Origin of the sequence: Pantoea sp. BRR-3P (genome assembly GCF_039621635.1) — a bacterium.
In the GTDB taxonomy this organism is placed as follows: domain Bacteria; phylum Pseudomonadota; class Gammaproteobacteria; order Enterobacterales; family Enterobacteriaceae; genus Pantoea; species Pantoea floridensis.
Map to the genome: position 1 here is coordinate 666,838 of NZ_CP155066.1, position 24,577 is coordinate 691,414.

General features: G+C 54.6%; 20 protein-coding genes and 3 tRNA genes. 14 read left to right on the top strand and 9 right to left on the bottom strand.

The features are described from left to right. Nucleotides 1-35: 35 nt before the first annotated feature. Genes ptrA through recD form a run of 3 tightly spaced genes read left to right on the top strand, consistent with a single transcriptional unit; the run spans nt 36 to nt 8,304 of the window. The gene (ptrA, locus tag AAGR08_RS03020) at nt 36-2,933 is read left to right on the top strand and encodes a pitrilysin (RefSeq protein ID WP_345828460.1); all 2,898 of its coding nucleotides are present in this window, start codon (nt 36-38) and stop codon (nt 2,931-2,933) included. Then, nucleotides 2,930-6,469, top strand: a complete 3,540-nt coding sequence (recB, locus tag AAGR08_RS03025) for an exodeoxyribonuclease V subunit beta (protein ID WP_345828462.1) — start codon at nt 2,930-2,932, stop codon at nt 6,467-6,469. Before ptrA ends, recB begins: the two co-directional genes overlap by 4 nt. Then, entirely contained in the window at nt 6,466-8,304 is a 1,839-nt protein-coding gene (gene recD, locus AAGR08_RS03030; protein WP_345828464.1) for an exodeoxyribonuclease V subunit alpha, read from the top strand. The genes recB and recD overlap by 4 nt, the downstream gene beginning before the upstream one ends. Nucleotides 8,305-8,465: 161 nt before the next feature. Here the strand turns inward: recD and argA are convergent, their stop codons facing one another. Next, nucleotides 8,466-9,812, bottom strand: a complete 1,347-nt coding sequence (gene argA, locus AAGR08_RS03035) for an amino-acid N-acetyltransferase (RefSeq protein ID WP_176519152.1) — start codon at nt 9,810-9,812, stop codon at nt 8,466-8,468. A 214-nt stretch (nt 9,813-10,026) separates the two neighbouring features. Here argA and amiC point away from each other — a divergent pair, with 214 nt between their 5' ends. After that, nucleotides 10,027-11,262: an N-acetylmuramoyl-L-alanine amidase AmiC gene (amiC, locus tag AAGR08_RS03040; RefSeq protein WP_141400241.1), complete on the top strand. Its 1,236-nt coding sequence runs from the start codon at nt 10,027-10,029 to the stop codon at nt 11,260-11,262. Between the two features lie 72 nt (nt 11,263-11,334). Here the strand turns inward: amiC and AAGR08_RS03045 are convergent. The 3 genes from AAGR08_RS03045 to AAGR08_RS03055 form a co-directional block, all read right to left on the bottom strand. Next, nucleotides 11,335-11,411: transfer RNA gene (locus AAGR08_RS03045), tRNA-Met, on the bottom strand. A gap of 52 nt (nt 11,412-11,463) precedes the next feature. Then, nucleotides 11,464-11,540 (bottom strand) — tRNA-Met (locus tag AAGR08_RS03050). 53 nt (nt 11,541-11,593) lie between these two features. After that, nucleotides 11,594-11,670 (bottom strand) — tRNA-Met (locus tag AAGR08_RS03055). Between the two features lie 204 nt (nt 11,671-11,874). Here AAGR08_RS03055 and mltA point away from each other — a divergent pair. Then, nucleotides 11,875-13,023, top strand: a complete 1,149-nt coding sequence (mltA, locus tag AAGR08_RS03060) for a murein transglycosylase A (RefSeq protein WP_345828467.1) — start codon at nt 11,875-11,877, stop codon at nt 13,021-13,023. 28 nt (nt 13,024-13,051) lie between these two features. After that, nucleotides 13,052-13,858 carry a tRNA cyclic N6-threonylcarbamoyladenosine(37) synthase TcdA gene (tcdA, locus tag AAGR08_RS03065; protein WP_345828469.1) on the top strand — a complete coding sequence of 269 codons (807 nt, stop codon included), beginning with the start codon at nt 13,052-13,054 and terminating at the stop codon, nt 13,856-13,858. On the opposite strand, the gene csdE is transcribed toward tcdA, so the two are convergent. Then, nucleotides 13,846-14,301 carry a cysteine desulfurase sulfur acceptor subunit CsdE gene (gene csdE / locus AAGR08_RS03070; protein WP_097096207.1) on the bottom strand — a complete coding sequence of 152 codons (456 nt, stop codon included), beginning with the start codon at nt 14,299-14,301 and terminating at the stop codon, nt 13,846-13,848. The two genes, tcdA and csdE, sit on opposite strands and share 13 nt — an antisense overlap. Nucleotides 14,302-14,305: 4 nt before the next feature. After that, complete coding sequence (gene csdA / locus AAGR08_RS03075) at nt 14,306-15,511, bottom strand: cysteine desulfurase CsdA (protein ID WP_345829849.1); 1,206 nt, start codon at nt 15,509-15,511, stop codon at nt 14,306-14,308. A gap of 206 nt (nt 15,512-15,717) precedes the next feature. On the opposite strand from csdA, the gene AAGR08_RS03080 reads away from it, so the two are divergent. The 5 genes from AAGR08_RS03080 to AAGR08_RS03100 all read left to right on the top strand — a co-directional run bounded on the left by AAGR08_RS03080 (nt 15,718) and on the right by AAGR08_RS03100 (nt 18,938). After that, entirely contained in the window at nt 15,718-15,942 is a 225-nt protein-coding gene (locus tag AAGR08_RS03080) for a YgdI/YgdR family lipoprotein (RefSeq protein ID WP_097096208.1), read from the top strand. A 333-nt stretch (nt 15,943-16,275) separates the two neighbouring features. Next, on the top strand, nt 16,276-17,193 hold the full coding sequence (locus AAGR08_RS03085) for a transcriptional regulator GcvA (RefSeq protein WP_097096210.1): 918 nt from the start codon (nt 16,276-16,278) through the stop codon (nt 17,191-17,193). Between the two features lie 49 nt (nt 17,194-17,242). Next, a complete protein-coding gene (locus AAGR08_RS03090; protein WP_008109570.1) occupies nt 17,243-17,638 on the top strand; it encodes a DUF423 domain-containing protein in 396 nt (131 codons plus the stop codon). Next, on the top strand, nt 17,631-18,731 hold the full coding sequence (rlmM, locus tag AAGR08_RS03095) for a 23S rRNA (cytidine(2498)-2'-O)-methyltransferase RlmM (RefSeq protein ID WP_345828474.1): 1,101 nt from the start codon (nt 17,631-17,633) through the stop codon (nt 18,729-18,731). The genes AAGR08_RS03090 and rlmM overlap by 8 nt, the downstream gene beginning before the upstream one ends. 63 nt (nt 18,732-18,794) lie before the next feature. Then, nucleotides 18,795-18,938 carry a hypothetical protein gene (locus AAGR08_RS03100; RefSeq protein WP_345828475.1) on the top strand — a complete coding sequence of 48 codons (144 nt, stop codon included), beginning with the start codon at nt 18,795-18,797 and terminating at the stop codon, nt 18,936-18,938. 137 nt (nt 18,939-19,075) lie between these two features. On the opposite strand, the gene xni is transcribed toward AAGR08_RS03100, so the two are convergent. The 3 genes from xni to queF all read right to left on the bottom strand — a co-directional run bounded on the left by xni (nt 19,076) and on the right by queF (nt 22,269). Continuing rightward, a complete protein-coding gene (gene xni, locus AAGR08_RS03105; RefSeq protein WP_345828477.1) occupies nt 19,076-19,834 on the bottom strand; it encodes a flap endonuclease Xni in 759 nt (252 codons plus the stop codon). A gap of 38 nt (nt 19,835-19,872) precedes the next feature. Beyond that, entirely contained in the window at nt 19,873-21,237 is a 1,365-nt protein-coding gene (gene ppnN, locus AAGR08_RS03110) for a nucleotide 5'-monophosphate nucleosidase PpnN (RefSeq protein WP_345828479.1), read from the bottom strand. A gap of 186 nt (nt 21,238-21,423) precedes the next feature. Further along, on the bottom strand, nt 21,424-22,269 hold the full coding sequence (queF, locus tag AAGR08_RS03115) for an NADPH-dependent 7-cyano-7-deazaguanine reductase QueF (RefSeq protein WP_097096216.1): 846 nt from the start codon (nt 22,267-22,269) through the stop codon (nt 21,424-21,426). A 62-nt stretch (nt 22,270-22,331) separates the two neighbouring features. Between queF and syd the strand changes: the two genes are divergently transcribed. The 3 genes from syd to truC all read left to right on the top strand — a co-directional run bounded on the left by syd (nt 22,332) and on the right by truC (nt 24,576). Next, complete coding sequence (syd, locus tag AAGR08_RS03120; RefSeq protein WP_097096217.1) at nt 22,332-22,880, top strand: SecY-interacting protein; 549 nt, start codon at nt 22,332-22,334, stop codon at nt 22,878-22,880. Between the two features lie 590 nt (nt 22,881-23,470). Next, nucleotides 23,471-23,797, top strand: a complete 327-nt coding sequence (locus tag AAGR08_RS03125; RefSeq protein WP_097096219.1) for a YqcC family protein — start codon at nt 23,471-23,473, stop codon at nt 23,795-23,797. Beyond that, nucleotides 23,797-24,576 carry a tRNA pseudouridine(65) synthase TruC gene (gene truC, locus AAGR08_RS03130; protein WP_097096220.1) on the top strand — a complete coding sequence of 260 codons (780 nt, stop codon included), beginning with the start codon at nt 23,797-23,799 and terminating at the stop codon, nt 24,574-24,576. Before AAGR08_RS03125 ends, truC begins: the two co-directional genes overlap by 1 nt. The last annotated feature ends 1 nt before the right edge of the window (nt 24,577 follow it).

Here is a 24,577-nt window from a genome sequence, read left to right on the forward strand (position 1 = left end):
ACAGACAGCGGAAAAGGGTAACGTAAGGGGTTTAAATGCGGATTTACGCACGCTGGATTGGAGCGCTGCTGCTGAGCATGCTGGCGCTGAATGCCTTTGCCGATACCGATCGCGGCTGGCAACCCATTAATGACACCATTCGTAAAAGCGATCACGATCCACGCAGCTATCAGGCGATTACCTTAAGTAACGGCATGACCGTGCTGCTGGTCTCGGACGCAGAAGCACCGAAATCCCTGGCGGCGCTGACGTTGCCGATAGGTTCGCTGGATGATCCTAATCAGCAACTGGGCCTGGCGCACTATCTGGAACATATGGTGCTGATGGGATCTAAGCTTTATCCGCAGCCTGACAATCTTGCAGAATTTCTGAAGAAGCACGGCGGTAGCCATAATGCCAGCACGGCCTCCTATCGTACGGCGTTCTATCTTGAAGTGGAGAACGATGCACTGCAGCCGGCTGTCGATCGCCTGGCTGATGCGATTGCTGAACCGCTGTTGGATCCGATCAATGCCGACCGTGAACGCCACGCTGTTAACGCTGAGCTCACCATGGCCCGCTCGCGTGATGGTTTGCGTATGTCGCAAGTGGGTGCAGAAACCCTGAACCCTGCACATCCGGGTTCACGTTATTCCGGCGGTAACCTCGATACGCTGAGTGATAAGCCCGACAGCAAATTACATCAGGCGCTAACCGATTTTTATCACAGCCATTATTCGGCGAATCTGATGAAGGCGGTGATTTACAGCAACAAGCCGCTGCCAGAGATGGCCGACATTGCGGCAAAGACCTTTGGTCGCGTGGCCAATCATCAGACGGCAGTGCCTGAGATAGATGTCCCCGTGGTCACCGATGCACAAAAGGGCATCATTATTCATTACGTGCCTGCACAGCCGCGCAAGCAGTTAAAAATCGAATTCCGTATTGCCAATAATAGCGGCCAGTTCCGCAGTAAAACGGATACGTTGATTAGTTATATTCTGGGCAATCGCAGCAAGAATACCCTTAATGACTGGCTGCAAAAGCAGGGGCTGGCTGACGGTGTCAGCGCGGGTGCCGATCCGATGACCGAGCGCAACAGCGGCGTGTTTGCTATCAGCGTATCGCTCACCGATAAAGGGTTGGCACAGCGCGATGAGGTCGTAGCCGCAGTATTTAGCTACCTGGATCTGCTGCGTAGTAAAGGCATCAGCAAAGAGTACTTTGATGAAGTCTCTCATGTACTGGCACTGGATTTCCGCTATCCATCAATCACGCGCGATATGGATTACATCGAATGGTTAGTGGACACCATGCTACGTGTGCCGGTTGAACATACGCTGGACGCGCCATATCTGGCCGATCAATTCGACCCAGCCGCCATCAAATCACGTCTTGATGAGATGACGCCGCAGAACGCGCGTATCTGGTACATCAGTCCGCAGGAGCCGCACAACAAAGAAGCCTATTTTGTGAACGCGCCTTACCAGGTGGATAAAATCAGCGCCGCGCAGTTCAGTGACTGGCAGCAGCGTGCCACTCAGCTGCAGCTATCGATGCCGGCCCTGAATCCCTATATTCCGTCTGATTTCACCATCATGCCTTCCACAGGTAAAACCTACGATCATCCCGTGGCGCTCACCAGCGGTGACAGCATGCGCATCTACTGGATGCCAAGCCAGATGTTTGCCAGTGAACCCAAAGCGGCGATCACCCTGGCACTGCGTAACAAAGCCGCAATCAGCGATGCCCGCCAGCAGGTGCTGTTTGGGTTGAATGACTATCTCTCCAGTCTGGCTCTGGATCAGCTCAACTCGCAGGCATCGGTTGGCGGCATCAGCTTCTCCACCGGTGAAGATGATGGCATCGTGTTTAGCGCCAGCGGCTTTACCCAACGCTTGCCGGAACTGCTGAAAAAACTGGTGGAAGGCTACGCCACGTTTACTCCGGATCAACAGCAGCTGGAACAGGCCAAATCCTGGTATCTGGATCGATTGGAGGCGGCTGAAAAAGGCAAAGCGTTTGAGCAAGCCATTCAGCCAATGCAAATGCTCTCGCAGCTGCCCTATACCCAGCGCGAAACGCGCCGCAAGCTGGTCAAAGAGATCACGTTGAAAGAGGTCACTGACTATCGTGATGCGCTGATTCATCACGCAACACCAGAGATGATGGTGGTGGGGAATCTATCAGCCGATCGCGTTATACAGTTGGGTGATGAACTTAAACAGCAGTTGCAGAGCGATGGCCACGGCTACTGGCACAGTGATTATGTGGTCGTCGATAAGGCGATGAAGTCCAACCTGCAGAAAGCAGGTAGCAGCACCGATTCCGCGCTGGCGGCGCTGTATGTGCCGTTGGGCTACAGCGAGTATCAAAGCATGGCTAACAGCACCATGCTCAGCCAGATAGTGCAGCCGTGGTTCTACAATCAGTTGCGTACCGAAGAGCAGCTCGGCTATGCGGTGTTTGCCTACCAGATGCCGATTGGTCGCCAATGGGGGATCGGTTTCTTACTGCAAAGTAACAGCAAACAACCCGCCTTCTTACTGCAACGCTTCCAGGCCTTTTATCCGCAGGCTGAACAGCGTCTGCGCACCATGAAACCGGAAGATTTCGCCCAATATCAGCAGGCGTTGATCAACGATATGAAGCAGCGCCCGCAAACGCTGGATGAAGAGGCGAACCGCTTTAACCGCGACTTCAATCGCCAGAATTTTGCTTTCGATACGCGTGAAAAAGCGATTGAGCAAATTCAAAAGCTGACGCCAGCGGGTCTGGCCGACTTCTTCCATCAGGCGGTGTTAGCGCAGCAGGGCATGGCGATGATTTCGCAGATTGGCGGTAGCCATGATGGTGCGACCAAAGAAGATTACGCGCCATTGCCGGACTGGACAACGTGGGATGAGGTGCAGAAATTGCAGCAATCATTGCCAGTGAAGAGTGATGCGCAATGAGTTTGTTACCTGAAACCCTCAATCCCCTGACGCTGCCGCTGCGCGGTGAGCGTCTGATTGAAGCCTCAGCCGGAACAGGCAAGACCTTTACCATCGGTCTGCTCTATCTGCGCCTGCTGCTCGGGTTAGGTGGACAAAATGCGTATTCCCGCCCACTGTCGGTAGAAGAAATTCTGGTGGTGACCTTTACCGAGGCTGCTACCGCCGAGCTGCGTGGACGTATTCGTGCCAATATTCACGAACTGCGATTGGCCTGCCTGCGCGGCGTCAGCGGCAACCCGATGCTGATGCAACTGTTGCAGGAGATTCCGCAACCTGCCGATGCGGCTTCACTGCTGCTTGCTGCCGAGCGCCAGATGGACGAAGCGGCGATATTCACTATTCACGGCTTCTGCCAACGCATGCTCAATCTCAATGCCTTTGAGTCAGGGATGCTGTTTGAACAGCAGCTGATTGAGGATGAACAGCTTCTGCTGCGACAGGCGACGGCCGATTTTTGGCGTCGCCACTGCTATCCACTGACGCTGGATGTTGCGCGCGTGATTGTCAGCGAGTGGAGCGGCCCGGAGCAGTTGTTGGCAACCTTGCGTCCATGGTTACAGGGCGAGTCTCCCAGCCTGCGTCTTCCGCCTGCCGAGGGTGAAACGCTGGCCTCACGCCACAGTGAAAATCTGGCGCGTATCGCCGCCATGAAAGCGCAGTGGCTGGCGGTCGGCGAAGAGGTGCTGACGCTGGTTGGACAATCGGACGTGGATAAGCGTAGCTACAGCAGTAAAAATTTGCCGGTTTGGGTTAACAAGGTCAGCTTCTGGGCACAAAGCGAAACGTGCGATTATCAGGTTCCTGCCGAGCTGGCGCGCTTTGGCCAGCAGGTGCTGATAGAAAAGACCAAAAAGGGCCTTCCGCCACAGCATGGCTTATTTGACGCCATTGATAGCTTTATCGCGCAGCCGCTGTCGCTGCGTGATTTGGTAATTGCCCGTGCGCTGGTTGAGGTGCGTGCTGCGGTACGTAAAGAAAAGCGCCAGCAGGCACTGCTAGGTTTTGATGACCTGCTAAGCCGTCTGGACGAAGCGCTGCAGCAGCCCAGTGGTGAACAGCTGGCGCAGGCCATCCGTCAGCGTTTTCCGGTGGCGTTAATTGATGAATTTCAGGATACCGATCCGCTGCAATACCGCATTTTCCGCACGCTTTACATCAATCAACCAGCGCATGCGCTGCTGCTGATTGGCGATCCAAAACAGGCGATTTACGCGTTTCGTGGCGCGGATATTTTTACCTATATTCGGGCACGGAGTGAGGTCAGCGCGCACTATACGCTGGATACCAACTGGCGCTCATCGCCGGCGATGGTTAGCAGCGTCAATCAGCTGTTTATGCGTCTTGAAGCGCCATTTTTGTTCGCCGACATTCCCTTCCAGCCGGTGCAGTTCGCGCCACCTAATCAGCGCCTGTCGCTCAGCATCGATCAGGTTGAGCAAGCGGCATTGCGCTTCTGGCTGCAACCCGGGACAGGTTGCAGCGTGGGAGACTATCAGCAACGGATGGCGCAGCAGTGTGCGGCTGACATAAGCCGCTGGCTACAGGCTGGGCAGCAACAGCGCGCGATGCTGGGCAAAGCTCCTGCACTGCGCCCGGTACAAGCTTCAGATATCACCGTGCTGGTGCGCAGCCGTAACGAAGCCAATCTGATTCGCGAAGCGTTAAATCTGCTGGGGATTCCGTCGGTGTATCTCTCTAACCGCGACAGCGTCTACACCACGCCGGAAGCGCGCGAGCTATTGTGGCTGCTGCAGGCGGTGCTGGCGCCGGAACAGGAGCGTATGCTGCGTACGGCGCTGGCTACCTCGCTGTTTGCCTTTGATGCCTCGCAGCTGGATGCGCTGGATCAGGATGCTCGTGGTTGGGATGAATTGGTCGATACCTTTGCTCGCTGGCAGCTGGTGTGGCAGCAACGTGGCGTGTTGCCGATGCTGCGCGAGATGATGCTGGAGCGTCAGCTGGCAGAGAATTTGCTGGCATCAGACAACGGTGAACGCCGCCTGACCGATTTACTGCATCTGGGCGAACTGTTACAGGAGGCGGCAGCACAGCTGGATAGTCCGCATGCGCTGGTGCGCCATCTGGCGCAGCAGATCGCACGTCCGGATAGTCAGTCTGCCAGCCAGCAGCTGCGTCTGGAGAGCGATCGACATCTGGTACAGATTGTCACCATTCACAAGTCCAAAGGACTGCAATATCCGTTAGTGTGGCTGCCATTCGCCGCCGGTTTCCGCGAAGCCGATACCGCGCTGTATCACGATCGTGAAAGTTTTGGATCGGTGTTGGATCTGCAAGCGGATGAGGCGAGTCTGGCGCTGGCCGAGCAGGAGCGTCTCGCGGAAGATTTGCGTCTGCTGTACGTGGCGCTGACCCGCTCGATTTATCACTGCAGCGTTGGGGTGGCGCCGCTGTTTCGTGGCACGCGTAAGAAAGAGGGCGCGAGCGATGTGCACAAAAGCGCGCTCGGGTTCTTGCTGCAGCGTGGTGAAGCGGCCACGGCAGAGCAGTTGGCTATTCTGCTCAATGATATGGAGGCAGTAGGCACCGATGTGGTGCTGGCGGATGATATTCATGCCGAGCGCTGGCAGAATGATGCCGTTGCCGATAGCGAACTTGCCGCGCGTGCCGTAACGCGTGTGTTGGCCGATCCGTGGCGGGTAACCAGCTACTCCGGTTTGCAGCAGCATGGCACTCATCGCCTGTTGGATGTGATGCCAAACTTCGATGTAGAAGCAGCGGGCGAGGAGAACCATGAGGAGACGCTGGAAGCGACGTTAACACCCCACCATTTCCCGCGCGGTGCTGCACCGGGGACGTTTTTGCATGAGCTGTTTGAATCACTGGATTTCCCACAGCCGCCCTCCGCAGAGAAACTGACGCAGCATCTGCAGCAAAACGGTTACCCGCTCCATTGGCAGCCGATGCTCAGCGAGTGGATTGCACGCGTGGTCACTACGCCGCTGAATGCGCAGGGCATCCATCTGGCGGGCGTTCACCGTCACGATTGTTTGGTTGAAATGGCCTTCTATCTGCCAATTGATAACGTGCTGACGGCGCATGAACTCAGTGCATTAATCGCTCAGGATGCGTTATCGGCACAGGCTCCGCCGCTTGATTTCCGTCAGGTGCAGGGCATGCTAAAAGGCTTTATTGACCTGGTGTTTCGCTGGCAGGGTAAATACTACCTGCTGGATTATAAATCCAACTGGCTGGGTGACAGCCACGAAGCTTATACACCGCAGGCGATGGCGCAAGCGATGATCGACCACCGCTACGATTTGCAGTACCAACTCTATACGCTGGCGCTGCATCGCTATTTACAGCATCGTGTGCCTGATTACGATTATGAGCAGCACTTTGGCGGCGTGTTCTATCTTTTCCTGCGCGGCATGGATGGTAGCTCACCCAATAATGGCGTGTTCCATACGCGCCCAAGCTTCGATTTTGTTTCACAACTGGACAGCCTGTTTCGCGGGCCTGGAGAGTCTGCATGAGCGGTATGACGGCGCTTTTGGCACAGGCGGCTGAGCTGCGCTTGCTGCGGCCGCTGGATGTCCAGTTTGCCCAACTGTTGGCCGATGATGATTATCCGGCGCGATTACTCCTGGCAGCATGCCTGAGCGCAGAAGCAGGGGATGGGCATGTCTGTTTACCGCTGACGCAGCTGAGCCGCGACAACCTGTTTAATGGTCGTCATGCGGAGCTGGCGCACGCTATCTGGCAAGCTGCCGGGGAGCCGCAAGATTGGCACGCAGAACTGAGTGACTGGCCTGCGTTGCACAGTCACGATCGGGCGGCGCCGATCGTGTTGAGCGAGAATCGTCTCTATCTGCATCGCTTATGGCATAACGAAGGGCAGGTGGCACGCTTCTTCCAGTCACAGGCCACAGCACAGCAGTTTGCATCTGAGCAGGTAAGAGAAGTACTGGATCAGCTGTTTGGTATCGCGCCGGATAACTGGCAGAAAATTGCGGCCGCAGTAGCATTGACGCAAAAAATCGCGGTTATTTCTGGCGGCCCCGGCACCGGAAAAACCACTACGGTGGCAAAACTGCTGGCAGCGCTCATTCGCCTGAGTGGGGACGCACTTCGTATTCAATTGGCTGCTCCAACCGGCAAGGCCGCGGCGCGTCTCACCGAATCGCTGGGTAAGGCGCTGCAAAAGCTGCCGGTTAGCGAGGCGGAACGACTACGCTTTCCGGCTGAGGCCACTACGTTGCACCGTCTGTTAGGCGCACAACCGGAAACGCAGCGTCTGCGCTATCACGCGGGAAATCCATTGCATCTGGATGTGCTGGTGGTGGATGAAGCCTCCATGGTCGATCTCGGTATGATGGCCAATCTTATCGCCGCGTTGCCTCCGCAGGCGCGAGTCATTTTCCTGGGCGATCGCGATCAACTTGCATCCGTTGAAGCGGGCGCGGTGCTCGGCGATATCTGCCGCTGCGCTGAGGCCGGCTACAGTGCCGCGCGTGCGTTACAACTCAGTGAAATTACTGGCTGTGCAGTGGCAGGCAATGATGAGCACAGCGCTCCCGCTGTGCGCGACTCTATTTGCCTGCTGCGCAAAAGTTATCGCTTTGACGCCAACTCCGGCATCGGGCAGCTGGCCAGCGCCGTTAACGCAGGTGATGCGAAAGCAGTCGAGGCGGCATTGCAGGCAGGATTTAGTGATATCGCGCGTAAACCTTTAAATGATGCGGAGGCTTATCAGGCGATGCTGGCGGAGATTGCAGCAGGCTACCAGCCTTTCCTGAAACTGATTAGCCAGCGAGCAGATCCGGCAGAGATTATCGCGGCATTTGGTCGCTATCAGCTGCTGTGTGCGCTACGCGAAGGGCCTTTTGGCGTGCAGGGGCTGAATCAACGTATTGAACAGAAGCTGATGCAGCTGCAACTGATTCGTCGTCCCACCGGCGGCAGTCGTTGGTATCAGGGACGTCCGGTGATGGTGACGCGCAACGATAGCGCGTTGGGCCTGTTTAACGGCGATATCGGCATTACGCTGTTTGATGATGAAGGTCTACTGAAAGTGTTTTTCCCATTGCCAGATGGCAGCATCAAAGCGGTACAGCCAAGTCGTTTACCCACGCACGATACCGCGTGGGCAATGACGGTGCACAAATCGCAGGGATCGGAGTTTGATCATACGGCGTTAGTGATGCCGGCGCAGTTTTTACCGGTGCTAACGCGTGAACTGATTTATACCGCCATTACGCGTGCGCGAAAGCAGCTGACGTTGTACAGCGATGAAAACGTATTCCGCCGGGCGGTGCAGCTGCGCACCCAACGGCGCAGCGGATTGCTGGAGCGGTTGAGCGGGGAATAAACCCAGGTCGGCATAAATGCCGCCCCTACAAATGCACCATAGGGTCGCCATTCATGGCGACCTCTTCCCGATGCGCATAAATGCCGGCCCTACAAATGCACCGTAGGGTCGCCATTCATGGCGACCTCTTCCCGATGCGCATAAATGCCCACCAGCAAGTGCTAACCCAAGTCTGCCATCAGCACTTTCGAACGGCGCTGATAGTTGTACATCTGCTTTTTGCTCTCGGGCAGCGACTCAATATCCACCGGCGTAAAACCGCGTTCCTGGAACCAGTGAATACTGCGGGTCGTCAACACAAACAGCTTTTTCAGCCCCATTTGACGCGCCTGCAGCGCTACGCGTTCTAAGAGCAATTCGCCGCGCGATGAGCTGCGATAATCCGGATGTACCGCGACACAGGCCATCTCACCAATCTGCTCGTCCGGGAACGGATACAGCGCTGCACAGGCAATGGTCAGATTATCGCGCTGGATGATGGTGAATTTATCAATCTCCATCTCCAGCTGCTCGCGTGAACGGCGCACCAGAATGCCCTGCTGCTCCAGCGGACGAATCAGCTCCAAAATACCGCCGATATCATTGATGTTGGCGCGGCGAATCTGCTCGGCCGATTCCATAACAATCTGCGTGCCGATACCGTCGCGGGAGAACAGCTCTTGCAGTAACGCTCCGTCTTCCTGATAGCTGATCAGATGGCTGCGACGCACCCCGCTGCGGCAGGCTTTAACCGCACCGCGCAGGAAGCGTACGGTGCCCGAAAGGAAATCGCCATCGCTCTCCATTTCGTCAATGCGCGCCTGGGCTTCATTGGGAAACAGCTCGGAAATGATGTTACCTTCGCGATCGGTGACGCCCTGCTCGGAGCAGAAACCAATCATTTTCTCGGCCTTCAATTTGATGGCCAGCTGCGTCGCGACTTCTTCTGACGTCAGGTTAAAGCTTTCGCCGGTCACTGAAACGGCCACTGGTCCCAGCAGCACGATCGCATCATTATCCAGTTGGCGATGAATCGCCTCTTCATCAATACGACGGATACGGCCGCTATGGCAGTAATCGACGCCATCATCCACGCCTAGCGGCTGCGCAATAATAAAGTTGCCGCTCACGACATTAATATGAGCACCTTGCAGCGGCGTGTTATTGAGACTCATCGAGAGACGCGCGGTGATATCCAGCTGCAGTCGACCAGCAGCCTGCTTGACCAGCTCAAGCGACTGCGCATCGGTGACGCGCGTGTGTTTATGGTAAATCGGTTCCAGCTGTTGCTGCGCCAGGCTGGCATCAATCTGCGGACGGGCACCGTAGACCACCACCAGCCGAATGCCAAGACTATGCAACAGGCCGATATCATTTACGATGCTTGAGAAGTTCTCATGCTCGATGGCTTCACCACCCAGCATGATGACAAAGGTCTTGTCGCGGTGGGTATTTATATAGGGAACGGTATGGCGAAAACCCTGAACCAGTTCTGTACTGCGTTCCTTCACGGCAAACCCTCTTTGCATTTTTATTCGTAATTTTCGTATTTTTATGCTCTTTCGCAGATTAATGCAAGTGCCCGGCCTGACGTTACTTTACGATTTTCCTGATGCAACACTCGCTAACAGACTGCATTATCTGGTTTTTCCGGCAAGACAAGACATTTCTGACCGAACAAAGTTTTCGCTTTCTTGCCATCATTTGACGTTTTTTTAGACATAACATAGCAAGTGGAGCGGCATGTCCGAAGCTTTTACACGACGACGATTATTACAGGGCGCTGGGGCATTATGGCTGTTGAGCGTCACGCGCACTGGAGTGGCAGCCAGCCAGCATATTGTGGCGGTGCGCATCTGGCCATCCTCAACATACTCCCGCGTTACACTGGAATCGAATGTTCCCCTCAAGTACAAGCAATTCACGCTGAGTAATCCCGATCGTCTGGTTATTGATATCGAAAATATGCACATCAATCCGGTACTAAAAGGCGTGGATAAGCTGGTGCGTATGGACGATCCCTACATCAAAACCGCGCGCGTTGGTCAATTCGATACGAATACGGTGCGCATCGTGCTGGAGCTCAAGCGCAGTATTGCGCCGAAGACCTTCACTCTGGCGCCGGTGGCGGGCATTAAGCATCGTTTAGTCGTGGATCTCTATCCCAGCCAAAAGTCACAGGAGGAGGATCCGCTTCTGGCGTTACTGCAGGATTACAATCAGGGCGATCTCGAACGCGATCAGCCCGTGCAGGCTGCGCTGCCGGGCAAAGCAGGGCGAGATCGGCCAATTATTATCATGATCGATCCTGGGCATGGCGGTGAAGATCCGGGCGCACATGGTAAATATAAAACGCGTGAGAAAGATATCGTGCTGAAAATCGGGCGCTATCTGAAGGCGCTGATCGATAAAGAGCGCAACATGAAAGCCTACATGACGCGCAACGAAGATGTCTTTATTCCATTACGTGTAAGGGTCGCGAAAGCACGTAAGCAGCGTGCTGATCTGTTTATCTCGATCCACGCCGATGCCTTCACCAGCCGGGCGGCGCGTGGATCATCGGTGTTTGCACTCTCAACGCGGGGCGCAACCTCGACGGCAGCGCGCTTCCTGGCGCAGACGCAGAATGAAGCCGATTTGATTGGGGGTGTCAGCATGAGCGGCGATCGCTATCTCGATCACACCATGTTCGATATGGTGCAGCGTCAAACGATCAGCGACAGCCTGAAGTTCGGCAAAGAGGTGCTGGCGCGTATGGGGCACATTAATCATCTGCATAAGCGCACGGTTGATCAGGCTGGATTTGCCGTGCTGAAAGCGCCTGATATTCCTTCCATTCTGGTAGAAACCGCGTTTATCAGTAATGTGGAGGAGGAGCGTAAGCTGCGTACCGCGCGCTATCAGCATCAGGTGGCTGAGGCGATTTTGCATGGTATCAAGGCGTATTTTGATAAAGGGGCGGCGCTGGCGCATCGTTGAAGCGGGCGGCAGAAATGCCGCTTTTAGCGTATGGCAGAAACAAAAAAACACCCGTTAAGGTGTTTAAATGATTGGTTGCGGGGGCCGGATTCGAACCGACGACCTTCGGGTTATGAGCCCGACGAGCTACCAGGCTGCTCCACCCCGCGTCCGTCTGTCGCGTTAAGCGACAATTCACATTGTATTCTTCTTATAGACAATTGGTTGCGGGGGCCGGATTCGAACCGACGACCTTCGGGTTATGAGCCCGACGAGCTACCAGGCTGCTCCACCCCGCGTCCGTCTGACGCGTTACACGACACTTCACATTGTCTCTTCACTTAAGAAGAATTGGTTGCGGGGGCCGGATTCGAACCGACGACCTTCGGGTTATGAGCCCGACGAGCTACCAGGCTGCTCCACCCCGCGTCCGTGGATGCGCACTATACTCTGGACGCGCGGCGATGCAACTCCTTTTTGAGACAAATCACTAAATTTACAGTTAGTTGATGAATAAAGTCGCCAATCGTCGCTTTATTATACAGATGTGAGCAAGGCAGGTTGTGGTGGATTTCATTCTCTCCGCCCGTTTGCTATCGTCGCCGGGCAAACCATCGATAAAAAGAGAAGGGTATGAAAGGACATTGGGCGAAGTATGCACTGACTGGCGCATTTTTCGCGCTGTTAGCGGGTTGTAGTTCTAAACCGACCGATCGTGGTCAGCAATATATCGATGGCAAGCTGGAGCAGCCGCTCGGGCTGGTGAATCAGCCCAATGCCAAAGGGCGTCCGGTCAACGGTAAAGACTTTAGCGATCAGGTTGTGCAGATTCAAACGGCCTCTTCCGGTCTGTTCGGACGCAACAACGGCACCTATAGCGCGGTGCAAAACTGGCTGCTGTCCGGTGCCGATACGCGCCAGCTCAACCAGTTTGGTTTGAATGCTTATCAGATGGAAGGCACCGACAATTATGGCAACGTGCAATTCACTGGCTACTACACGCCGGTGGTGGAAGCGCGTTATACCCGTCAGGGCGAGTTCCAGTATCCCATCTATCGCATGCCACCACGTCCGCGCGGACAGAAACTGCCGAGCCGCGCTTCTATCTATAGTGGCGGCCTTGATGAGCGCTACGTGATCGCTTACAGCAATTCGCTGATCGATAATTTCATGATGGATGTGCAGGGCAGCGGTTATGTTGATTTTGGTGATGGTCGACCGCTGCGCTTCTTTGGCTACGGCGGCAAAAATGGCTGGGCGTACCACAGCGTCGGAAAAGAGCTGATCGATCGCGGTGAAGTGAAGCGCGAAGATATGTCGATGCAGGCGATTCGTCAGTGGGCGCAAGAACATTCGCCGCAGGAAGTGCGTTCGGTGCTGGAAACCAACCAATCCTTCGTGTTCTTCAAGCCAGAAGAGTACGTGCCGGTTCGCGGTGCCAGCGCGGTGCCGCTAATCGCTAAGGCTTCGGTTGCATCCGATCGGTCGCTGATCCCTGCCGGGACCGTGCTATTAGCGGAAGTGCCGCAGCTGAACGAGAAGGGTAAATTCAACGGAAAATATGAGATGCGCTTGATGGTGGCGCTAGATGTGGGCGGCGCGATTAAAGGCCAGCACTTCGATATCTATCAGGGCGTGGGCCCGGATGCCGCGCATCTGGCCGGATTTTACAACCATTATGGTCGCGTTTGGGTGTTGAAAGCCGCGCCGGGCACCGGTCAGCCGGTGTTTAGCAACCCACAAAATGGCAACAATGGTTCACTGCTATTGGGGTCTAATTGATGTTCTGTCTTGTTGAGAAAGGTTTGTTATGGCTGTGGTAAGCGATGCCTGGCGTCAACGTTTTGGCGGCACGGCGCGTCTATATGGGCAGGATGCGTTACAGCGTTTTGCCGACGCCCATTTTTGTGTGATTGGTATTGGCGGCGTGGGCTCGTGGGCGGCGGAAGCGCTAGCGCGCACTGGCATCGGTAGAATCACCCTGATCGATATGGACGATATTTGCATCACCAATACCAACCGGCAAATTCATGCGCTGCAGGGTAAAGTCGGCCAGGCGAAAACCGAGGTCATGGCGGAGCGGATGCGTGCTATCAACCCTGAATGCGAAGTGATTTGCATTGATGATTTCATCACGCCGGAGAATACCGCTGAACTGTTGTCCGCAGGGTTTGACTATGTGATTGATGCGATTGATAGCGTGCGTCCGAAAGCGGCGTTGATTGCCTGGTGTCGGCGTAACAAGATCCCGTTGATCACCACTGGCGGCGCAGGCGGCCAGATCGATCCCACGCAGATCCAGGTTAGCGATCTGGCGAAAACCATTCAGGACCCGCTGGCAGCCAAGCTGCGCGAACGATTGAAAGGCGATTTTGGCGTGGTGAAGAACAGTAAAGGAAAGCTCGGCATCGACTGCGTGTTTTCGACAGAAGCGCTGATGTATCCGCAGCCCGATGGAAGCGTGTGTACCTCACGGAGTACCGCCGAAGGGCCAAAACGCATGGATTGTGCCGCCGGGTTTGGGGCTGCCACCATGGTGACCGCCACCTTTGGCTTTGTGGCGGTTGCTCATGCGCTGAAGAAGTTTCTTGCTAAGGCGGCGCGTCAAACGGCCTGAGTGTGCTCGCGTGCGGCGCGTTGCACCGCATCCGCCAGCGCCTGTAAACCGCTGCTGCGCGATGCACTCAGCTGCGCGCGCAAACCTAACGTATCAAACAGCGCCAGCGGATCTTGCTCAAGCAAGTCGGCTGGCGTTTTGCCTTCTACCGCCGTCAATAACACCGCCAGTAAACCACGCACGATACGTCCTTCACTGTCGCCGTAAAAGTGCAGCGTGCCGTTGTTCAGCAGCTGGCTACTCAGCCAGACGCGGTTCTCACAGCCACTTAGCTCGATTTCCGCTGTCTTTAATTCTTCCGATAATGCAGGCAGCTGGCGGCTGAGCTGGATCAGCTGACGATAGCGATCTTCCCACTGATGAAAATGGGTAAATTTCTCTGTCAGGCTGGCTTCAGTAATCAAATCGCCAAACGGATGCGGAGCGAGCAGGGATGATGTCATGGGATTATTCACTCAGTAGGTCAATGGCGTGGTGCATGGCGCGCACCAGCGCATCCACGTCCTGCAGATTATTATAGGGGGCGAATGAGACGCGCAATGTGCCAGTGACGCCCAGCGCCGCCATTAAGGGTTGCGCACAGTGCTGCCCGGCGCGTAACGCAATACCTTGCTCGGCGAGTAGCGTAACGATATCGCTGTGGTGAATACCTTCTATATCAAACGCCAGCAGGCTGGCATTGCCACAGCGAAAGCTACGGAAGCCGGGGATCTCGCTCAATTGCTCTTCAGCCAGACTTGCCAGTTGCTGGCTCCACATTTCGGCCTTTTCGGCATGATGCTGCGCCAGCCACTCCAATGCAGCGCTTAATCCCACCACGCCCGCCACATTCGGCGTGCCAGCTTCAAAGCGCCACGGCACCGGCTGCGGTGTGAACCCGTTAAAATCAACCTGCGTCAGCATCTTGCCGCCACCCTGCCATGGCTGCATCGCCTCCAGCAATTCAGCCTTGCCATACAGCACGCCAATGCCCATTGGCCCATAAAGCTTGTGACCTGAGAACGCATAGAAGTCGATATCCTGCGCCTGTACATCGGGGGTGCAATGCACCACGCCCTGCGCGCCATCGACCATCACTTTCGCGCCCACGTCATGGGCTAAACGAATCGCCTGCGCCAGATCGGGGCAGCCGCCGGTGACGTTCGACATCTGACCCACGGCGAGTAATCGGGTGCGGGCGTTGAGCAAAGCGGGCAGTTGAGCGATATCCGGCAGGCGATCGGCACCCAGCGGCCATTTCACCACTTTTGCGCCGCAGGCCTGCGCCACCATCAGCCACGGCACCAGATTGGCATGGTGCTCGGCTTCGCTCACCACAATCTCATCACCTGCCTGCAGGCGCGGTGCCAGCCAGCCATTGGCGACCAGATTAATCGCCTCAGTGGTGCCGCGCGTCCAGACAATCTGACGATCGTCAGTCGCGTTAAGCCAGCCAGCAACCAGACCGCGCGCCTGCTCATACTTTTCCGTTAGTGCGCGGGCAGCGGCGAATTGGCTGCGATGTACGGTGCCGGCGCTTAAGCTATAAAACTGCGTGGTAGCGTCAATCACGGCCTGCGGTTTTAATGCAGTGGCAGCGCTATCAAGATAGATACCGGCATCGCTCAGCGCGGGAAACTGCTGGCGAAAGGCGCCAGGGGAAAAAATGGTCATACTCAGCCCACTCTTAATCATGTTAGGACCAGGACGAAAGCTGGCCGGTTGCCTGGCAAAGCTGGAAAAGCGCGTTATGCTAATTATTGCAAGGTTTGAACCGAAACCCGCATATCGAGTCGCGATTCTTGGTCGATTTCACTAGTGCCACCGCTGGTTGGCGCATGCGGGTGGTTTAATGCAATCAATCTGCAAGGAGATAGAAGATGAATAAACTCACCGCAGTGCTGGCCGTGTGCACCATGGCCTTTACCCTGACCGCTTGTTCCAGCAATTATGTCATGCACACTAACGATGGTCGCACTATCGTAGCCGATGGCAAACCCAAAGTTGATGATGAAACCGGTATGATCAGCTATAAGGATGCCAATGGCAACAAGCAGCAGATTAACCGCTCTGATGTCAAAGAGATGGTAGAGATGGGTCAGTAAAGACGTAAAAAAAAGCACCGCAATTTGCGGTGCTATTTAAAATCACTATGGACAGACAGGGTAAATCTACAGGAATTAAAAGCTTGATCTGCAAGCGTCAGATCAAAATGCAAACACAACATCACGACCACAAGCCAAAAGCTCTCCAAAAGTCTGCGATCTCTCGCACGTTTCTAGAAATCTTTTCGTTCCGGCTTAGGAAGTGCGGCAACTATAGGTATTTGCTGGAGCTTCCTCAACGGACAAATTATAATGTCTCGGATTAAAAAAACTAATACGTAGCGACTTTGTATAAGTTGAAGTATTACCTTATCAATCCGGATACGGAAAACCATGTCTAAACGCCTTCCGCCGCTCAATGCCTTACGCGTCTTTGATGCTGCTGCCCGTCATTTAAGCTTTACCAAAGCCGCTGAAGAGCTGTTTGTTACCCAGGCTGCTGTCAGCCATCAGATTAAATCTCTGGAGGATTTCCTTGGTCTAAAGCTGTTTCGCCGGAGGAATCGTTCACTTTTACTGACGGAAGAAGGGCAAAGCTACTATTTGGATATCAAGGAGATTTTCTCCGCACTGAATGATGCAACGCGCAAGTTACAAGCGCGTAGCGCGAAGGGCGCGCTGACCGTTAGTTTGCTACCAAGCTTCGCCATTCAGTGGCTGGTGCCTCGCCTTTCCAGCTTTAATATGGCTTATCCGGGCATCGACGTACGCATCCAGGCGGTGGACCGCGACGAAGAGAAATTAGCCGACGATGTCGACGTGGCAATTTTCTATGGTCGCGGTAACTGGCCGGGCCTGCGCGTGGAAAAATTGTACGCCGAATATTTGCTGCCGGTTTGTTCTCCGATGTTGCTCACTGGCGATCACCCCCTCAAATCGCCTGCGGATTTGGCGCACTGCACGTTGCTGCATGATGCGTCGCGCCGTGATTGGCAATCGTATATTCGCCAGCTCGGCCTGCAGCATATTAATGTGCAGCAGGGGCCGATTTTTAGTCACAGTGCCATGGTGCTACAGGCGGCCATTCATGGCCAGGGCGTGGCGCTGGCCAACAATGTGATGGCGCAGAGTGAAATTGAAGCAGGGCGTCTGGTCTGTCCTTTTAACGACGTATTGGTCAGTAAAAATGCTTTTTATCTGGTTTGTCATGACAGCCAGGCAGAACTGGGTAAAATAGCCGCCTTTCGCCAGTGGATCTTGGAAAAAGCGGCCAATGAACAAGAAAAATTCCGTTTTCGCTACGATCATTAACGCGTTAATGGCTGCACGGTAACGTGCGCAATACCTTGAGGATTCTTTGATGTCCAGTCGTGCCATGTTTGTTTTTGCTGCCATTAGCGGATTTCTGCTGGTGGCATTTGGTGCTTTCGGGGCGCATGTGCTGAGCAAATCGCTCGGTCCTGCTGAAATGGCGTGGATACATACCGGCCTCGAATATCAGGCTTATCACACGCTTGCGGTCATTGGCTTGGGAGCCGCTATGCTGCGCCGCGCCAATATCTGGTTTTACTGGAGTAGCGCCGCGATGGCGTTGGGTACCGTGTTGTTCAGTGGCAGTCTCTATTGTCTGGCGCTGTCGCATATGAAGTTTTGGGTTTTTGTTACGCCAGTGGGCGGCTTGTGCTTCCTGATTGGCTGGTTCTTGATGTTGATTGGCGCACTGCGTCTGAAACGAAAGGCAGATCGCCATGAATAAAGTTTTACTCTATTGCCGTCCGGGATTTGAGAAAGAGTGTGCGGCAGAAATCAGCGCGAAAGCGGCTGAACGCGAAGTTTACGGTTTCCCACGCGTAAAAGATGACTCGGGTTATGTGCTGTATGAATGCTATCAACCGGAAGACGCGGAGAAGCTGATCCAAACGTTGCCGTTTGCTGAGCTGATTTTTGCGCGTCAGATGTTAGTGGTTGGCGAATTGCTGCGTGATTTACCCCAGGAAGATCGCATCACCCCGATTGTCGGTATGCTGACCGGCGTGGTGGAAAAGGGCGGCGAACTGCGGGTTGAAGTGCCGGACACCAACGAAGCGAAAGAGCTCACCAAATTCTGTCGCAAATTAACCGTGCCGCTGCGTGCCAGCCTGCGTGAAAGCAAAATTCTGCTTAACTACGAAACGCCGAAGCGTCCGGTGGTGCACGTCTTCTTTATTGCGCCGGGCACCTGCTATGTCGGCTATTCTCTGCCGGAAAACAACTCGCCGTTCTACATGGGCATCCCGCGTCTGAAGTTTCCTTCGGATGCACCGAGCCGTTCGACGCTGAAGCTCGAAGAAGCTTTTCACGTGTTCGTGCCCGCCGATGAGTGGGATGAGCGTTTAGCCAGCGGCATGTACGCCGTCGATCTCGGCGCTTGCCCGGGCGGTTGGACCTATCAATTGGTGAAACGCAGCATGTGGGTTTTTGCGGTCGATAACGGTCCAATGGCGCCAAGCCTGATGGATACCGGACAGGTCACTCACTGCCGTGAAGACGGATTTAAATTTCGTCCGCCGCGTACCAACATCAGTTGGCTGGTGTGCGACATGGTGGAAAAACCGGTGCGCGTGGCCAGTCTGATGACCGAATGGCTGGTGAATGGCTGGTGTCGTGAAGCCATCTTCAATCTCAAGTTGCCGATGAAGAAGCGCTACGAAGAGGTTACGCAGAACCTGGCAATGATTGATGACGCGCTGAAAGCGCAGGGCATCAATGCGCAAATCCAGGCACGCCAGCTGTATCACGATCGCGAAGAAGTCACCGTTCATGTACGTCGTCTTTGGGCGGCAGTTGGCGGCCGTCGCGACGAGCGCTAATCCTGCTTCATACTTTGCGCTACAGCCGCGTTGGCTGCGTTTGCTCGCCCCGGTCACATACTGATGTATGCTCCCGGGGACTCGCGCACTTGCCGCCTTGCTGTAGCGCAAATTATTTCGCAGGATGCGTTTGATAACGAAACGCAGGATGCGCTTGATAACGAAACGCAGGATGCGTTTGATAACGAAACGCCAGGATGCGTTTGATAACGAAACGCAGGATGCGCTTGATAACGAAACGCCAGGATGCGTTTGATAACGAAACGCCAGGATGCGTTTGATAACGAAACGCAGGATGCGTTTGATAACGAACTGTTTCGTAGGGTCGCCATTTATGGCGACCGCTATTTAGCTTGATATCTCAACGTGTTGAGATTGCCCTGCAACACCAAATCCCGCTTTAATGTTGATACTTGCCGACAAATTTCTGCCATTTCCCGCTGTTCCTGCAATTTTCCCTGCCACTTGCTCGGTACTTTTTCCCATTGCTGATAGATCGCATCCAGCGAGCCAAACTGCATTAACAACTCGCGCGCGCTTTTTGGGCCAATCCCTGGAACGCCCGGGATTTTACTGCTGCTGATGCCGCATAATCCCCAGTAATCCGGTAACTGCACCGGTGAGACACCAAACTCCTGCTCGATAAAAGGTACATCCAGCCAGCGCTTCTGGAAGTAGTCGCGAATGCGAATATTGGGTGCCAGCAGCTGGCAGTAGCCTTTATCGGTGGACACAATCGTCGCCTGATGACCGGCATCCGCCATTTTTACCGCCAGCGTAGCGGCGAGATCGTCGGCTTCATCGGTATCGGCTACCCAGCAGCTGACGCCCGCGGCGCGAAAGGCTTCCTGTAAGGCCGGCATTTCATGATGTAAATCGTCTGGCATTGGCGGGCGGCCCGCTTTGTAATCCGGCAGAAGTTGATGACGCCAACCCGGTTGACGCTCAACGCCATCAAAAACCGCCACCACGTGCGTGGGCTGTGTGTGACCTAATAGCTGATGCAAAGCCGCAACACAGCTATCACGGCACGGCGAGCCTTGAACGGCATGCAGGCGACGAATCAGGTTTAATGCATCAATAATAAGAAGATGAAACGACATAGCGATAGCGGCAGCCCGCAGGCTGCCTTCCTGAGAGGTTATTTGATGATTTCATAGCAGGGCGTGTAAGCACTGCCCGGCAGCTTCATACGTTGCTGCGCAACAAAGCCCTGCAGCAGTTCGTCCATGCGGTGCATAAGATCCGCATCGCCATGCAGCTTGTACGGCCCTTTTTCACGAATCTCGCGGATACCCACCTCTTTAACGTTACCGGCCACAATCCCGGAGAAGGCGCGACGTAAGTCTGCCGCTAACTGCTCGGCTGGTTGATTCGGGAACAGCTTCAGGTTAGCCATGTTCTCGTGCGTTGGCAGGAAGGGCACCTGTAGATCGGGGGCGATACGAATTGACCAGTTGAAGCTGTATGCATCGCCGGTTTCGCGACGATACTCTTTCACCTGCGGCATGGCCTTCTTCATCAAACGCGCCACTTCAGCTGCGTCATCAATGATGATTTTGTAATGCTTACGCGCGTCTTCGCCCAGCGTGTTAACAATGAAGTCATCCAGCACGCGGAAGTAATCGGCGCTCTCTTTTGGTCCGGTTAGAATCAGCGGCAATACCTGATCGCGATTGTGCGGATTCATCAGAATACCCAGCAGATACAGCAGCTCCTCGGCCGTCCCTACGCCGCCGGGGAAAATCACGATGCCGTGGGCGATACGCACGAAGGCTTCGAGGCGCTTTTCGATATCCGGCATAATGATCAATTCATTAACCAGCGGATTCGGTGGCTCAGCGGCGATGATTGAAGGTTCAGTCAGGCCGATAAAGCGGCTGTCATGATAGCGCTGCTGTGCATGGCCAACCGCGGCACCTTTCATTGGCGCTTCCATCACACCCGGCCCGCAGCCGGTACAGATGTTGAGTTCGCGCAGGCCCATTTGGGTGCCGACATTACGGCAATATTGATACTCCACCGCATTAATGGAGTGGCCACCCCAACACACCACTGTGTTCGGGTATTCGCCGATATGAAGTGCGCGTGCGTTACGCAAAATCGAGAATACCTGGTTAGTGATGTGCGCGGAATCTTCGGTATCTTCTGGCTGGAAACGCTCGATCGCGGAGAGATGACCATTTACAAACAGAATGTCACGCAGCACGGCGAAGAGGTTGGCCTGCAGCGAACGGATGATACGGCCATCAACAAAGGCTTCTTCCGGCGGGTTGATGAGCTCTAACTTCACACCGCGTTCACGGCGCAACACATTGATATCAAAGTTTTCGAAGCGTGAAAGCAATTCGTGGCTGCTATCGGTCTGGCTACCAGAATTAAGTACCGCAAGAGAACAGTTGCGGAAAAGCTGATACAGGTCGCTGCTCGCCGTGCGTTTCAGCATATCGACTTCAAGTTGTGAAAGCAGATCCATCGAGCCAAGGGGGCTGATATGTGTAATCAAGAGAACTCCTTTACACGCAAATGCGTGACTGATGACGCTACGCTTAACGTATTGAGCGCAGTGACGAAAATCCCTGGTCGCGCCTGCTGTAACGATCGCGCCTTCACCAGAGTAACGTTGTCCGCCGTGAATGCTCAAGAGGAACCGCGCATCCGTGCAGCGGCCTGCGAGGCGTCTCGCAATCTGTTACTGGCGAACCAGGCGGGAAAATCCCGGAGAGAAGGGCACGTTGCTGCGCCATGGGTTGATATCCAGGCCACCACGACGGGTATAGCGCGCATAAACGGTTAAAGCTTCTGGCTGACAAAAGCGCTGAATATCATTGAAAATGCGCTCAACACACTGTTCATGGAACTCATTGTGCTGGCGGAAGGAGATCAGGTAACGCAGCAGTGCTTCGCGATCGATACGTGGACCTTTATAGCGAATCATCACCGATCCCCAATCGGGTTGATTGGTGATTAAACAGTTGGATTTCAGCAAATGGCTGACCAGCGTTTCTTCGACACTCTCGCGTCCTGTTGCCTGCGCCAGATAATCCGCATTGAAAGCGTAGTCGTGAATTTCGATATCTTGTTCGTCAATCACTTCACCGCTGAAGTGACCAATAGGCTGGCCTTCCACTTCGTTCAGACGAAACAGTGCCACGCTGACGTCGCCGTTGGCACAGGCGCTGAGATCGCGCTCTAACGTCTGGCGTACTTCGCCCCAGTCAGCGAAAACTGTCTGGTTAAAACTGTTAAGATAAAGCTTGAAGCTCTTGGACTCGATCAGGTTCTGGCTATCGGCGCGCAGTACCACTTCACCTACGGCCACTTGCGGTACGCCTTTGCTATTCAACCAGGAGAGTTCATACAGCGTCCAGATATCTGCGCCCGTAAAAGGCAGACTATCAGGGTAAAGTCCTAGCGGTTCACGGTTCAGGCTGCGCGGTACGGATTGCAGCAGCGTGTTATCGTAGCGATCGACATAAGCCGTGGGCTTGCCTAAGGTCAGGCCGCTTAGTGCCGGATCGCGGTTTTCAGAAGACATAACGGTTACCACTAAATTTCATCAAAGTGGATAAGTGTAACCCAACACCGACGAGAATATGAATGATGCAGCAAACCGCAGAGGCTCTGCGTGAGTTTACCGCCCGCTACGTAAGCCATTGGCAGCAACACACAGGGCATTTACCTGCCAGCACAGATCTACTTGGCGTTCCTTCCGAATGTATTATCAGCACGCTGAACGATCGCGTGCTGTGGCAGCCGCAGCCCTTTACTCTGCCCGCTACGCTTGAAGCAGTAGAGCGTGCGCTGGATATTCAGCTGCAGCCCGAAATCACGGCGTTCTATACCACGCAATTTGCCGGCGATATGACGGCCTCATTTGAGCAGCAGCCGGTGACGCTGCTGCAGGTGTGGAGCGAGGCTGATTTCACTCGCTTGCAGGAGAATCTGATTGGGCACCTGGTTATGAAGCGCCGCTTAAGACAAGCGCCAACCCTATTTGTCGCCACAACCGACTCGGAGAGTGAGGTGATTGCCCTGTGTAATCTTACCGGGGAGGTTATTCTAGAAGAGCCTGGTACTAAAAAGCGTGAGGTGTTGTCACAAAGCATTAAGACATTTCTTAATGATTTACAACCGGTTAGTGGATGAGCTACAGATTTTTCGCGTGGCTGCTGTGAGAGATCTCTCACGTGAGGTGTAAGAGATCGCTTGATCATTCTGCAGACTTCCGGAAACCGGAGATGTAAAAAGATTGTGAATCATGAACTTATGGTATCAATCTGAAAAACAAGACAGGACTTGATCCATTAACACCTCTTACCTGGTTGTTATTGTGATGGTTTCTGGGAGAATAGTCACCACTGGCAGGATGCTAAGGATTAAGAGACGTTCAGGAGAAAGTCAGCCAGGAGGCGGGAACGTAACGGAGTTTACGGCACATGGAAGGCTTCAGGATGAAGCAGGACACTCAGGATTGAGTCAGGGACACCTCCAGGACGGAGAATGAGAGCCACGCGGATTGTGGCGGGCCAGGATGCTAAGGATTCATGTCATGATGACAAGCGATGGATAGCGCAGGAAAAGTTGTCATGGATGAGCAGGGAGCACTGCGGTGGCTGGAATGCTGCGAACGAAAACCGGGAGCACTGTAACAACAGTGCTCCCTTTTTTTATGCGTTTTTTGCGCATCGCGCGACTGATGATATGCTTGCCGCCCAATTTTTCTCTGGAGGTGGCGCATGTCGTCGCAAATGATTATTCAGCGCCTGCAGCAGGTCGAAACGGTGATGCGCGAGCACGACCATTGGCAGACGCAATCGCCTGAGGCGAATGCCTTCGCCAGTACCGAGCCTTTCTGTCTCGACACCATGGAGCCGCTGCAGTGGCTGCAATGGGTATTGATGCCGCGTTTTTATGCGCTACTCGAGAGCGGTGCTCCACTGCCGCAAAACTTCGCTATCGCACCCTATTATGAAGTGGCACTGCCGAACGATACGCCCGGTTATGCTGCATTATTATTGGTTCTCAATGAGTTTGACGCGCTCTTCCAGGACGCTGCTGTCTGATGCTCGAAATCCTCTATCAAGATGAATGGCTGGTCGCGGTGAATAAACCGGCTGGTTGGCTGGTGCATCGCAGCTGGCTCGACCGCAACGAAAAAGTGGTGGTGATGCAAACGGTGCGCGATCAAATTGGTCAGCACGTTTTCACTGTGCATCGTCTCGATCGTCCAACGTCCGGCGTGCTGCTGATGGCCTTATCAAGCGAGGTTGCCCATTTACTGGCGCAACAGTTTGAGCAGCATCACATGCAGAAAACCTATCATGCGGTGCTGCGCGGCTGGCTTGAAGGTGGTGCGACGCTGGATTATCCGCTGGTGGAAGAGCTGGATAAGATTGCCGACAAATTCGCCACGCAAGAACCCGTAGCACAACCAGCAGTAACGGATTATCAGGCGCTGGCGCACGTTGAGATGCCGGTCGCAATCAGTCGTTATAACACCGCGCGCTATACGCTGGTGGAGATGGCGCCACATACCGGCCGCAAGCATCAGCTGCGTCGTCATATGGTGCATTTACGGCACCCGATTATTGGCGACAGTGCACATGGCGATCTGCGGCAGAATCGTGGCGCGGCGGCGCATTTTGGGCTTAACCGTCTGATGTTGCATGCTAGCGCGCTCAGCTTCACGCATCCGGTAACCGGTGAGCCGCTAATAATCCGTGCCGGATTGGACCGCGTCTGGCAGCAGATGCTCGAGCAGTTTGGCTGGCAGGATCAGATCCCTGATGTTCCCAGGGTTGAGTTTGCCCTTGATGCAGTCCAGGATAAGCCGACAGAATAAA